The sequence below is a fragment of the Polaromonas sp. Polasp52 genome (genome assembly GCF_059491565.1).
The window spans coordinates 1,487,178-1,499,696 of the sequence record NZ_CP168513.1 but is presented as its reverse complement, the minus strand read 5'-3'; the positions used below and the strand labels follow the sequence as shown (position 1 = coordinate 1,499,696).

Sequence of the window (12,519 nt, the reverse complement as noted above, 5' to 3'; positions counted from 1 at the left end):
GTGAAGACACCGGGCAGCGACCAGGCCGACGGGCTCAGGCGCCTCATGGCGAACAGCCCGGGCCGGCTGCTGGCCTTTGTCGCCGGCGCGCCGGCCGCGGGTGTGAGCAGCGTCACGCTGAATCTCGCGGCGGCACTGGCGCGCCTGGGTCAGGACGTGCGCCTGGTCGATGAGCGCGGTGATGCGCCTTCGGGGCCGTCGCGGCGCCGCGGCCGGCTGGTGCTGCTCGACGCGGTGCTGGGCGAAGAGGGCACCTTGTCGCCGCTCGCGGCCCGGGCCGACGAGATGGTGGTGCTGCTGCGGCCGGAGGCCCAAGCCATCACCACCGCCTATGCCCGCATCAAGCGGCTGCAGCAGGCCCATGGGCTGCGGCGCGTGCGTGTGCTGGTCAACCACGCGGCCGACGAGGCCGAGGCCCAGCGCATCCTGGCCAACCTGGCCGGCGCCGCGGGCCGCTACCTGGGCCTGGCGCTGGAGCCGGCCGGCTGCATCAGCGCCGACCCGCAGCTCGCCGAGGCGAGCGGGCTCAACCTCAGCGTGGTCGAGGCCTTTCCGGGCAGCCCGGCCGCGGCGGATTTTTACCGGCTGGCCTCGGCGCTGCTGCGCTGGCCGGTGCAGCCCGCCGCCGAAGCAGACAGCGCGCCGCGCGTGCACAGCCTGCACGCGGCCGCTGCCTGATCCCGACCGTTCAAGAAGCAGGAGGAATCCTTCCATGTACACCCCCCAGGGAAAGATGGCCCAGTCCGCCCCGTCGGAGCTGCTGGCGCAGCACGCGCCGCTGGTGCGCAGGCTGGCGCTGCAGCTGATCGCCAGGCTGCCGGCCAGCGTGGAGCTGGACGACCTGATACAGGTCGGCATGATGGGCTTGCTGGACGCCGCCGAAAAATACCAGGACGACCAGGGCGCGAAGTTCGAGACCTACGCGAGCCAGCGCATACGCGGCGCCATGCTCGACGAGCTGCGCGCCAACGACTGGGTGTCGCGCGGCCTGCGCAGGTCCTCGCGCAGCGTGTCCATGGCGGTGCGCGCGCAGGAGCAAAAGCTGGGCCGCGCACCCAGTGAAAGCGAGATCGCCCAGGCCATGGAGCTGCCGCTGGCGGCCTATCAGCAGCTGCTGCATGAGATACACGGCTGCCAGCTTGTCTACTACGAGGATTTTGAGCGCGGCGACGGTGAGGCCGGCGAGAGCAGCTTTCTGGACCGGCAGGACCATGGTGACAAGGTGCTGGCCGACGAGCCGCTCACGCAGCTGCTGCAAGGCGACTTCCGGCGCCAGCTGATCGCCGCCATAGGCCAGCTGCCCGAGCGCGAGCAGTTGCTGCTCAGCCTTTATTACGAGGAAGAGCTGAACCTGCGCGAGATTGGCGCGGTGCTGGACGTGACCCAGTCGCGTGTCTGCCAGCTGCACAGCCAGGCCATCAGCCGGCTGCGCGCCGGCCTGGCCGAAGCGCTGGGCCTGCAAGAGGCGCCGCGCAAGCCGGCCGCGGCCGCACGGCCCCGGGCCGCGAAGGCCATGCCATCCGCTGAGATGAATTCATCCAAACGCCAGGGCGGCCTGGTGAGTAGCTCTTGAGTTTTTATCAGGCCGGCCGATAGATACACGATAGATACACGGTAGAGACAGATGTCCATTGATTCCAAAGGAGTGCGTATGCACGAGACACACAACAGCCCCGCATCAGCCGGCAAGGCCCTCGAATTCCTGGCTTTCAGGCTGGGCCATGAAGAGTACGGCGTGGACATCCAGAAGGTGCAGGAGCTGCGCGGCTATGACACGGTGACGCGCATCGCGAATGCGCCTGAGCACATCAAGGGTGTGGTCAACCTGCGCGGCATCATCGTGCCGATTGTGGACATGCGCATCAAGTTCAATCTGGGAACGCCCAGCTATGACCAGTTCACCGTGGTGATTATCCTGAACATCGCCAGCCGCGTGATGGGCATGGTGGTGGACAGTGTCTCGGACGTGATCACGCTGGACGCCGACCAGGTCAGGCCCGCGCCCGAGATGGGCGCGCTGCTGGACACCGAATACCTGATAGGCCTGGGCACGCTGGACGACCGCATGCTGATCCTGGTCGACATCGACAAGCTCATGTCCAGCAGCGACATGGCGCTGATCAACGCCGCCGCATCCTGAGCGGCCACCCCTTTTTGTTTTTGGAGTTCCCATCATGTTTTTAGGCAATCTCTCCATCGGCAAGCGCCTGGCCGTCGTGGTCGGCCTTATTCTTGCGCTGTTTGTGACCAGCAGCGTGCTCGCCGTCCTCAAGCTCAGCCAGCTGGGCGAGGAAATCAAGGCCATGGTTGAGAAGAACATCAAGACCGAGCGGGCCGGCTCCGACTGGCTGCGCCACACCACCGCGGGCATACAGCGCGCCGCGGCCATCGCCAAGAGCAGCGATGTCGGCCTGGTCGCGTATTTCGCGCCGGCATCGGCAACCTCGATCAAAAACACCAACGAGCTGCAGAAATTCCTCGAGCAGCAAATGGATACGCCCGAGAAAAAACAGCTCTTCGACAAGGTCGGCGAGCTGCGCAAGGTCTACCTGGCCGCGCGCGAGGACGTCAGCAAGGCCAAGCAGGCGGGCGACATGGAAGGCGCGAACCGCATCTTCAACGAACGTTTTGAGCCGACTTCGCGCGACTACCTGGCCGGCGTGCAGAAGATGGTGGACACCGAACGCGAACTGCTGGACGACGCGGCGCAGCGCGGCGAGGCATTGCGCGCCAGGATCAGCCTGCTGCTGGTGGTCTGCAGCGTGGTCTCGCTGGGCCTGGGCGCCCTGCTGGCCTGGCTGCTGGTGCGCAGCATCACCCGGCCGCTGTCGCATGCGGTGCAGGTGGCGCGCGCGGTGGCCGCCGGCGACCTGACCAGCCGGATCGACGTCGAAAGCAAGGACGAGACCGGCCAGCTCATGCAGGCGCTCAAGGACATGAATGATGCCCTGGTGGGCATAGTCGGCAATGTGCGCAGCGGCACCGACACGATTGCGACGGCCAGCAGCGAGATCGCAGCCGGCAACCATGATTTGTCATCACGCACAGAGCAGCAGGCCAGTTCGCTCGAAGAGACGGCGGCTTCGATGGAAGAGCTGACTTCCACCGTCAAACAGAATGCCGACAACGCGCGCCAGGCCAACCAGCTGGCGGTCTCTGCTTCGAGTGTTGCCGTCAAGGGCGGCACGGTGGTCGCTGAGGTCGTAGGCACCATGGGTGCGATCAATGCCTCTTCGCGCAAGATTGTCGACATCATCGGTGTGATCGACGGCATTGCTTTCCAGACCAATATCTTGGCCTTGAATGCGGCGGTGGAAGCGGCCCGTGCCGGCGAACAGGGCCGGGGCTTTGCGGTCGTGGCCGCCGAAGTGCGCAACCTGGCCCAGCGTAGCGCGGCAGCGGCCAAGGAAATCAAGACCCTGATCGATGATTCGGTGAGCAAGGTCGAGGAGGGCAGCAGCCAGGTGGCCGAGGCCGGCAAGACCATGGACGAGATCGTTGACAGCGTGAAGAGGGTGACCGACATCATGGCCGAGATCACGGCGGCCAGCCAGGAGCAGACCTCCGGCATTGAACAGATCAACCAGGCCATTACCCAGATGGACCAGGTCACGCAGCAGAATGCGGCCCTGGTCGAGCAGGCGGCCGCCGCGGCGTCTTCCTTGCAAGAGCAGGCCAGCGGCCTGTCGCAAGCGGTCAGCGTGTTCAAGGTCGAGGGCGGGCACGTCACTCCGGCGCGCCGCCCGGTCGCCAGCAGGCCGGCCGCCACACCCAAACAGCCGCCCCAAGCGCGCCAGGCGATTGCGGCCTCGCGCAAGGCCGCGCCCGCCAGTGGCGAGCTGGCCGTGGCTGGCGGCGGCAGCTGGGAAACTTTTTAAGCTGCAAGGCCCGGTGAGTAGCTCTTAAGTTTTCATCGCAGCCGGCCGATAAGCACAGACAGCCATTGATTTCTAAAGGAGTGCGTATGCACGAGACAAACAACAGCTCCGCGGCGGCCGGCAAGGCCCTCGAATTCCTGGCCTTCAGGCTGGGCCAGGAAGAGTACGGCGTGGACATCCAGAAAGTGCAGGAGCTGCGCGGCTACGACACGGTGACGCGCATCGCGAATGCGCCCGAGCACATCAAGGGCGTGGTCAACCTGCGCGGCATCATCGTGCCGATTGTGGACATGCGCATCAAGTTCAATCTGGGAACGCCCAGCTATGACCAGTTCACCGTGGTGATCATTTTGAACATCGCCAACCGGGTGATGGGCATGGTGGTGGACAGCGTTTCGGACGTGATCACGCTGGACGCCGACCAGGTCAGGCCCGCGCCGGAGATGGGCGCGCTGCTGGACACCGAATACCTGATAGGCCTGGGCACGCTGGACGACCGCATGCTCATCCTGGTCGACATCGACAAGCTCATGTCCAGCAGCGACATGGCGCTGATAGAGCGCGCCACGCTTTAAGCCCTTCAAACCCTGAAAGTTCGCACCCATGTCACTCAACAACATCAAGGTCGGCAGCCGCCTGGCGCTGGCTTTCGGCCTGCTTCTTTTTATCATGGCGGCGATTTCCGCCACCGGCGTCTGGCGCCTGCAGGGCCTGGCCGAGACCACCCACCAGCTGGGCACCATCGACAACGAAAAGCTCAAGATGGCGGTGCAATGGCGCCAGACCATAGACCTGAACTGGATACGCACACGCGCCTCCATCATGGACGCCGACACCAGCCGCATCCCGATGTGGCAGGCCGACATGGACAAGACCTCGGAAATCTCGAATGCCTCGCGCAAGCGCCTGGTCGAACTGGTCGATACGGAAGAGGGCAAGAAGCTCCTGGCCAGCATCGACGCCGCGCGCGAGGCCTACCGCACGCCGCGCGCCGCCGTGCTCAAGCGGCGCCAGGCCGGGGAAGACGTCACCGCCGTGCTGGAGCGAGAGCTCAAGCCCTTGGCCGAGGCCTACAGCGAGAGCATCCACAAACTCGAGGAGCAGCAGCAAACGCTGTACGACGCCGCGCTGGTGCGCGCCGAAGAGAACGCGGCCCAGGGCCGGCTGATCCTGGTCGTGGGCGCGGTGCTGGCCTTGCTGCTGGGGGCTGCGTCGGCCGTTGTGCTGACCCGTTCCATCACCGGGCCTTTGCGCCAGGCGGCCCGCAGCGCGCGTTTTATCGCCGACGGCGACCTGACCCAGCCGGTGCACAGCACGGGCCGCGACGAGGCCGCCGAACTGCTGCAAGCCTTGAAGACCATGCAGGACAACTTGCTCGGCATCGTCGGTAATGTGCGCAGCGGCACGGACACGATTGCCACCGCATCAAGTGAGATCGCGGCCGGCAACCATGACTTGTCATCACGCACCGAACAGCAGGCCAGCTCGCTCGAAGAGACGGCGGCGTCCATGGAAGAGCTGACCTCCACCGTCAAACAGAATGCCGATAACGCACGCCAGGCCAACCAGCTGGCGGTCTCCGCGTCCAGTGTGGCCGTCAAGGGCGGCAGCGTGGTGGCCGAAGTGGTGGGAACCATGGGCGCGATCAATGCATCGTCCAGAAAAATCGTCGACATCATTGGTGTGATTGACGGTATTGCCTTCCAGACCAATATCCTGGCGCTCAATGCCGCCGTGGAAGCCGCCCGTGCCGGCGAGCAGGGCAGGGGCTTTGCCGTGGTCGCGGCCGAGGTCAGAAGCCTCGCGCAACGCAGCGCCAGCGCCGCCAAGGAGATCAAGGCCCTGATAGGCGACTCGGTCGACAAGGTTGAAGAGGGCAGCAAGCAGGTGGCCGAAGCCGGCAAGACCATGGACGAGATCGTTGACAGCGTGAAGAGGGTGACCGACATCATGGCCGAGATCACCGCCGCCAGCCAGGAGCAGACCTCAGGCATAGAGCAGATCAACCAGGCGATCACCCAGATGGACCAGGTCACGCAGCAGAACGCGGCACTCGTTGAACAAGCGGCCGCCGCGGCGTCCTCCTTGCAGGAGCAGGCCAGCAGCCTGTCGCAGGTGGTCAGCGTGTTCAAGGTGAGCGGCGGGCATGCGCCGGCTGCGCATCACCAGCGCGCCCATGTGGCCAGGCCGTCCGCAACGCCCAAACAGCCACCGCAAGTGCGCGAGGCGATTGCCGCGCCTCGCAAACCGGCAAATGGTGACCTGGCCATGGCCGGCGGCAGCTGGGAAACGTTCTAAGCTCGGGTCTTGCGCCGGCTTGCGCGCCCCCGCCCTCTGCATGGAGTTGCTGGCCGGGGTCGCCCGGCGGCGACTCACTTTTCTTTGCTTCGCCAAAGAAAAGTAAGCAAAAGAAAGGCGACCCGCAGTCTGGGTCCCCTCCGCTGCGCTACGGGGCAACCTGCGGTGCTCGAGCCAAGCGGGGTCCGGCTAAACTCGCCTTCGGCTCAGACAACGCCGGCCCTGATCCGCTTGTCTCTGCGCTCCTCGGCCCAGCCAGGACGGGGCAATCGGGAACGGGGAAAGAAGACAAATACAAACAAGGACTCGCCATGGCGAGTCCTTGTTTCTTCAAGTATTCGGCTGTTTGGTATTCCTGTCCCCATCCCTTCTGGATGCGCCGAGGAGCGCAGGGCCAGACGGATCAGGGATCGCGTTGTTTGAGCGAAGCGCAGCGTAGCGAGTTTAGCGAGACCCCGGCTGGACCGAGCACCACAGGTTGCCCGCAGCGAAGCGGAGGGACGCAGCAAGTAGGGTCGCCTTTTCTTTGGTGACTTTGGTGTTCGCGTAACTTCGCTACGCGAAGTGAGCGAACCCCGCGCGCGCAGCGCGCCTTTTGGCGAACAAAAGAAAACCCGCTTTGCGGGTTTCGCCAAAGTTACTGGCCGCCGGGCCACTCCCGGCCAGCAGGAGTCAGAGGGGAGCGCCCCGCTGGAGCAAGACCCGGCCTTCCCTCAGCGGGGGATGGAGAGGGGGTCAGCCAACCCCCAGCCGATTCCCGCTGCCCCCCGACTGGTGCGTCCCATCCGGCCCGTAGAGCGGCTGGCCGCCGGCCTTGAGGAAATTCAGGGTCTGGCGTGTGAAGTCCAGGTGGGTGTGGACCATCACGCCGTTGCGGTGGTTCATGGCCTGGGCTTCGGCCGCGCGGGCCAGCAGCTGTTGCCAGGCGGTCTTGAGCACGGCGTCGCCCGCGGCGGCCGCGGCATCGGCGCCGCTGCGGCCGGGGCCGTAACCCAGGCTTTGCTGCAGCGCCTCGCGCTGGCGGCTGATGGCGCTGATCTGTTCGGCCAGCTGGGACTTGCGTTCGGCCAGGCCGGGCAGTTCGGTGAACAGCCCCTCGGTCATGGCCTGGGCTTCCAGGCCCAGCAGTTCCAGGAACAGGCCTGTCGCCGCATGTTCGCGGTGCAGCAGTCCGGCCAGCGCGCTGCTCATTTTTGGGGCTCTTCGCCCAGCAGGTCGCGCACCGTGGCCAGCAGGCCGTCGGCGATCTTGGTGGTATTGACCTGGTAGCGGCCGGCGCTGATTTCTTCGCGGATGCGGGCCACGCGCGCGGCGTCGAAGTCCGACTGGCTGGACAGCAGCGGCGCGGGCGAGACCGGGCGCGCCAGGGCTGTGGGGGCAGGCGCGGCCGATGCGGGCCGGCCCTCGCGGGTGGCGGCGGGCGCCACGCTGTCGGCCACATTCTTGAGGAATGTGAAGGTTTTCTGGATATTCATGGGGTATTCCTCAGGGGGATCTGATCGTTCTAACGGCCGCCTGGATGAAAACTTTAGGGTTCATTCCAAAAAATTCAGTGAACCCGCTCCACCGTGCCGTCCGCCAGGGCAATGCCGCTGAGCAGCTGGCCGCCGGCCGTCCTGACCTGGACCAGGGCGCCCACCGCGGCGCTGCTCATGGCCTTGCCTTCGGTGCTGACGGTAAAACCCGGGCCGCGGGTACGCAGGCGTATGGCCTGGCCCTGCTGCACCGCGATGGCGGCGCGCAGCGATTCGCGCCTGAGCGGCGCGCCGGAGGCAATGGTGTTCAGGGCGGTCACGCCGTCAAACTGCGCCGGGTCCGTGACCACGCCGCGCGGCAAGGCCGCGAGGTCGCCTTCACGCACAGCGGCATCGGCCGCAGTGAGCACTTGCCCGGCGCTGATGGGCCTGGCCGCGACGTAGTAGTTGCCGCGCACGGCCACATAGGCCGGCACATAACGTGTCCAGGGCTGGGCCGAGTTGCAGCGTACGCCGACCGACACGCGGCCCCAGAGCCGCGCGCCGCCCGGCAAAAAAGGCTCAAGGGCATCGCAGGGCGGCAGCGCGCCCGACAGGGGCGTGTCTATCGTGATCAACACCTGGCCGGGCAGGCCCGCAGCCTGCTCCTGCAAAAAGCGCTCTATCACGGGGCGCGCGCTGCCGGCCAGCGGCGCGGCTTGCGGTCCCGCGGCACGCGCCGGCAGGCTGGAAACGGCCAGGCCGGCGAGCAGCAGCGCGAGGCTGCGTGCAAGCCGTGAGCGCTGGGTTCCGGACGCGGTCATCGTGAGGTACTTATTCAATGGGCAGGCCTTGAGGATGAATGGAATTCTAGGCAGCCCCCGGCGCGGCCAAGGCCTGAAGTGCGCAGCAATCGGCCTGCTGTTCGTCCGATTGAAAAACGTCCGCCGGTAGTGCAATGCGTAGCTGCGACAAAGCCTGCGGCGCCGCCGGCAAGGCCTGAATTGGCCGGCTAAACACCGTCTGTTCCGCTGATTAAAAAAGCAGGCAATTCCTACAATTTTTCAAAGGCGGCACTGCGCGGGCGCGGTGCCCAAGCACGGAGAAAAGGCAATGATGGACAAACTGGATTCAGCGCTGCGCTTCCACCAGGAGGCGCTCAGCCTCAGGGCGCGGCGGCAGGAAGTGCTGTCGGCCAATATCGCGAACGCGGACACGCCGCACTACAAGGCGCGCGACTTCGACTTCAGCAGCCGGCTCACCGAAGCGATGGAGCGCGGCCGCCAGTCCATGTCCATGACCATGTCGACCACGTCGGCGCGCCACCTGCCCGGCGAGGCGCGCGCTTCGGGCGCGGACGAGCTGCTCTACCGCACGCCCGCGCAGTCCAGCATAGACGGCAACACGGTGGAGATGGACATGGAACGCGTCAACTTCGCCGACAACGCTATGCGCTACGAAGCCAACCTGACCTTGCTGGGCGCCAAGATCAAGTCGCTGCTGGCGGCGGCCCAGTAATCCCCTTACACCCCACACAAACCAGGTTTGCACCCATGCCGGATTTCAACAGCTCCAGCGGCATCTTCGCGATTGCCGGTTCCGCCCTGACGGCGCAGTCCCAGCGCATGAACGTGGCGGCCAGCAATATGGCCAATGCCGACAGCGTGGCCGGCCCCGACGGCCTGCCCTACCGCGCGCGCCAGGTGGTGTTTGAAACCGCACCCGTGCCCGGTGACGCCATAGGCGGGGTGCGCGTCTCGCGTGTCGTTGAGGACGCCTCCCCGTTTCGCCTGGTGCACGACCCCAAGAACCCGGCCGCCAATGCCGAGGGTTATGTGGCCATGCCCAACGTCAGCCCGGTGGAGGAGATGGTCAACATGATCTCGGCCTCGCGCTCCTACCAGGCCAACGTCGAGGTGCTCAACACCGCCAAGACGCTGATGCTCAAGACCCTGACCGTCGGCCAGTAAACGCCGCGCCATCCCTTTGCCCCCACAGGAGAATTTTCATGGCCGTGAACGCCCCCGCCGCATCCGATCCCGCGAGCACGCTGAACGCCCTGGCCTCGAAGCAGGGTTCCGCCGCCGACAGCGAGCAGCGTTTCCTCAAGCTGCTGGTCACGCAGCTGAACAACCAGGACCCGCTGAACCCGCTGGACAACGCGCAGCTGACCTCGCAGCTCGCGCAGATGAGCACCGTGAGCGGTATTGAAAAACTCAACGGCGCGGTGCAGTCGCTGCTGGCCCAGAGCGGTGCCAGCCAGGTGCTGCAGTCGGCCGCGCTGATAGGCCGCACCGTGCTGGTGCCGGGCAAGGAGGCGGTGGTCAAGGACGGCGTGCCGGACAAATTCGGCATAGACCTGGCCGGCGCCGCCGACGCGGTGAAGGTCAGCGTGAAGAACGCGGCCGGCGAGGTGGTGCGCACTTTCGATTTGGGCGCGCTGCCGGCCGGCGTGAAGATGGTCGACTGGGACGGCAAGAGCGACACCGGCGCCGCCGTGCCCGACGGCAACTACAGCCTCAGCGTGACGGCCAAGGCCGGCAAGGAAGACGTGCAGTCCCTGGCGCTGACCTATGCCAAGGTCGCCAGCGTGGCGCAGGTCTACGGCGGCGCCTCGCTGGACCTGGGCGGCGGCCGCAAGGCCGGGCTCGACGAAGTCCGGCAGGTGCTCTGATTTTTTTGTGAGGTCGCGGCCTGACGGCCCCGGGGCAGCCGCCCCATTTCCCTGTAACCGCAAGCAATCAACTGAATAAAAAGGAAACACCATGGGTTTCGCACAAGGGGTGAGTGGCCTGAACGCCTCCGCCAGCAATCTCGACGTCATCGGCAACAACATCGCCAACTCGGGCACGGTGGGCTTCAAGTCGGGCAACACGCTGTTCTCCGACGTCTATGCGGGCTCGCGCGTCGGCCTGGGCACGCGGGTTGCGGCCGTGGTGCAGAACTTCAGCGCCGGCGCGGTGCAAAGCAGCACGCGCGGGCTGGACGTCGCCATCGTCAACGGTGACGGCTTCTTTCGCATGGCCAGCCCCAGCGGCGAGATCATGTATTCGCGCAACGGCCAGTTCGACCAGGATGCCGACGGTTTTATCGTCAATGCGGGCGGCCTGCGCCTGACCGGCTACCAGCGCTCGGCCAACGGCACGGTGGCCGGCGGCACGCCCGGCCCGCTGCAGCTGCCCACCGCGGCCATGGCGCCCAAGGCCACCCAAAGCATCGTCTCGCAGTACAACCTCGATTCGCGCAGCACGGTGCCCGCCGCCACGCCGTTCGACGCCAACAACTCGGCCACCTACAGCTATTCCAACCCGGTCAAGGTCTACGACTCGCTGGGCAACTCGCACGAGATCAACACCTTCTTCGTGAAGACCGGCCCCAACGCCTGGAGCGTCTACGCCACGGCCGACGGCTACCCGCTCAACGCGACCGGCGGCATGATCGCCGCGCCCACGCCGGCCGGCCCGCCCGTGGTCGCCAACAGCGCGCCGCTGGCCACCGGCACCCTGGGTTTTGACGGCAACGGCAACCTGATCCCCGGCGCGCCCACCACGCTGGTGGGCGGCAAGATCAACTTCGCGGGCCTGAACTTCGCCAACGGCGCGAACGCGATGACGTTCACCATGGACCTGACCAGCTCCACCCAGTTCGGCAACGTCAACGACCCGAAAAAGCTCACGCAGGACGGCTTCACCTCGGGCCAGCTCACGGCCTTCGCGATCAACGAGGACGGCACCATCACCGGCAAGTACTCCAACGAGCAGACCCAGACCCTGGGCCAGGTCGTGCTGTCTTCCTTTGTGAACCCCAACGGCCTGCAGCCCAAGGGCGACAACGTCTGGGCCGAGACCGCCGAATCGGGCCAGCCCCTGACCGGCTCGCCGGGCAGCGGCACCAAGCTGGGCGCGCTGGCCTCGGGCGCGGTCGAGGCCTCCAACGTGGACCTGACCGGCGAGCTCGTCAACCTGATCATCGCGCAGCGCACCTACCAGGCCAATGCGCAGACCGTCAAGACGCAGGACCAGGTGATGCAGACCCTGGTGAACATGCGCTGATGTCGGCGCATTGATGCATCGGACGTAAGAAGCAAGGAACAGCATGGACCGGATGATTTACATAGGCCTGGGCGGTGCCAAGCAGGCGCTGGAGCAGCAGGCTTCGGTGGCCCACAACATGGCCAATGTGTCCACGCCGGGCTTTCGCGCGCAGATCAACAGCTTTCGCGCCGTGCCCGTGGTCGGCGAGGAAATGGGCACGCGCGCGCTGGTGGTGGCGACCACGCCGGGCGCCGACATGAGCGCCGGCCCCTTGATGCAGACCGGCCGGCCGCTGGACGTCGCGGTGCGCGGCGAGGGCTGGCTCACGGTGCAGATGCCCGACGGCAGCGAAGCCTACACGCGCCTGGGCAACCTGCAGGTGGGCGCCGAGGGCCAGGTCAGCACGCAGGGCGGCCGCCCCCTGATGGGTGACGCCGGCCCGCTGGTGGTGCCGCCGGGCTCCGCGCTGGTGGTGGGCGGCGACGGTGTGCTCACCGCCATAGGCGCGGGCGACCCGGCCGTGGGCGCGGCTGAAGTCGGCCGCCTCAAGCTGGTCAACCCGGCCGCGGCCGACCTGGTGCGCGGTGACGACGGCCTGTTCCGCGTGCAGGCCGGCCGGCCCGCGCCGCAGGCCGACCCGGATGTGCGCCTGCAGACCGGCGCGCTGGAAGGCAGCAACGTCAACCCGGTCGAGGCCATGGTGCAGATGATTTCCAATGCGCGGCGTTTCGAGATGCAGATGAAGACCCTGCAGACCGCCGAGAGCAACGAGCAGCAGGCCAACAAGCTGCTGTCGAGCTGAGCCGGCCTTTGACGCCTTGGCGCCTTTTGTCGACACCCTTTATTGACACTTCC

General features: G+C 66.3%; 14 protein-coding genes. 11 read left to right on the top strand and 3 right to left on the bottom strand.

What is annotated here, in order from left to right; genetic code table 11:
• The 6 genes from ACEN9P_RS07010 (at position 1) to ACEN9P_RS06985 (ending at position 6,176) form a co-directional block, all read left to right on the top strand.
• Positions 1–678 carry a MinD/ParA family ATP-binding protein gene (locus ACEN9P_RS07010; RefSeq protein WP_495621496.1) on the top strand — a complete coding sequence of 226 codons (678 nt, stop codon included), beginning with the start codon at positions 1–3 and terminating at the stop codon, positions 676–678.
• A 34-nt stretch (positions 679–712) separates the two neighbouring features.
• Positions 713–1,573, top strand: a complete 861-nt coding sequence (locus ACEN9P_RS07005; RefSeq protein WP_495621495.1) for an RNA polymerase sigma factor FliA — start codon at positions 713–715, stop codon at positions 1,571–1,573.
• A gap of 78 nt (positions 1,574–1,651) precedes the next feature.
• The gene (locus ACEN9P_RS07000) at positions 1,652–2,140 is read left to right on the top strand and encodes a chemotaxis protein CheW (protein WP_477701222.1); all 489 of its coding nucleotides are present in this window, start codon (positions 1,652–1,654) and stop codon (positions 2,138–2,140) included.
• Between the two features lie 34 nt (positions 2,141–2,174).
• Complete coding sequence (locus tag ACEN9P_RS06995) at positions 2,175–3,878, top strand: methyl-accepting chemotaxis protein (protein ID WP_495621494.1); 1,704 nt, start codon at positions 2,175–2,177, stop codon at positions 3,876–3,878.
• 86 nt (positions 3,879–3,964) lie between these two features.
• A complete protein-coding gene (locus ACEN9P_RS06990; RefSeq protein ID WP_495621493.1) occupies positions 3,965–4,453 on the top strand; it encodes a chemotaxis protein CheW in 489 nt (162 codons plus the stop codon).
• A 28-nt stretch (positions 4,454–4,481) separates the two neighbouring features.
• Positions 4,482–6,176 (top strand): methyl-accepting chemotaxis protein, encoded by a 1,695-nt coding sequence (locus tag ACEN9P_RS06985; protein ID WP_495621492.1) that lies wholly within the window; start codon positions 4,482–4,484, stop codon positions 6,174–6,176.
• Between the two features lie 735 nt (positions 6,177–6,911).
• Here ACEN9P_RS06985 and ACEN9P_RS06980 read toward each other — a convergent pair.
• The 3 genes from ACEN9P_RS06980 to flgA form a co-directional block, all read right to left on the bottom strand.
• Entirely contained in the window at positions 6,912–7,367 is a 456-nt protein-coding gene (locus tag ACEN9P_RS06980; protein ID WP_495621491.1) for a flagella synthesis protein FlgN, read from the bottom strand.
• Positions 7,364–7,651, bottom strand: a complete 288-nt coding sequence (gene flgM / locus ACEN9P_RS06975) for a flagellar biosynthesis anti-sigma factor FlgM (RefSeq protein WP_477660911.1) — start codon at positions 7,649–7,651, stop codon at positions 7,364–7,366. The genes ACEN9P_RS06980 and flgM overlap by 4 nt, the downstream gene beginning before the upstream one ends.
• Before the next feature lie 74 nt (positions 7,652–7,725).
• Positions 7,726–8,454 (bottom strand): flagellar basal body P-ring formation chaperone FlgA, encoded by a 729-nt coding sequence (gene flgA, locus ACEN9P_RS06970; protein WP_495621490.1) that lies wholly within the window; start codon positions 8,452–8,454, stop codon positions 7,726–7,728.
• 289 nt (positions 8,455–8,743) lie between these two features.
• Here flgA and flgB point away from each other — a divergent pair, with 289 nt between their 5' ends.
• From flgB to ACEN9P_RS06945, 5 genes are all read left to right on the top strand, one after another.
• Positions 8,744–9,148, top strand: coding sequence for a flagellar basal body rod protein FlgB (gene flgB / locus ACEN9P_RS06965; RefSeq protein WP_495621489.1), 405 nt, complete (start codon positions 8,744–8,746; stop codon positions 9,146–9,148).
• A 35-nt stretch (positions 9,149–9,183) separates the two neighbouring features.
• Complete coding sequence (gene flgC, locus ACEN9P_RS06960; protein ID WP_495621488.1) at positions 9,184–9,600, top strand: flagellar basal body rod protein FlgC; 417 nt, start codon at positions 9,184–9,186, stop codon at positions 9,598–9,600.
• Between the two features lie 38 nt (positions 9,601–9,638).
• The gene (locus ACEN9P_RS06955; protein WP_477660915.1) at positions 9,639–10,304 is read left to right on the top strand and encodes a flagellar hook assembly protein FlgD; all 666 of its coding nucleotides are present in this window, start codon (positions 9,639–9,641) and stop codon (positions 10,302–10,304) included.
• Between the two features lie 91 nt (positions 10,305–10,395).
• Positions 10,396–11,682, top strand: a complete 1,287-nt coding sequence (gene flgE / locus ACEN9P_RS06950) for a flagellar hook protein FlgE (RefSeq protein ID WP_477714118.1) — start codon at positions 10,396–10,398, stop codon at positions 11,680–11,682.
• Between the two features lie 43 nt (positions 11,683–11,725).
• Entirely contained in the window at positions 11,726–12,466 is a 741-nt protein-coding gene (locus ACEN9P_RS06945; RefSeq protein WP_495621487.1) for a flagellar basal body rod protein FlgF, read from the top strand.
• Positions 12,467–12,519: the final 53 nt, after the last annotated feature.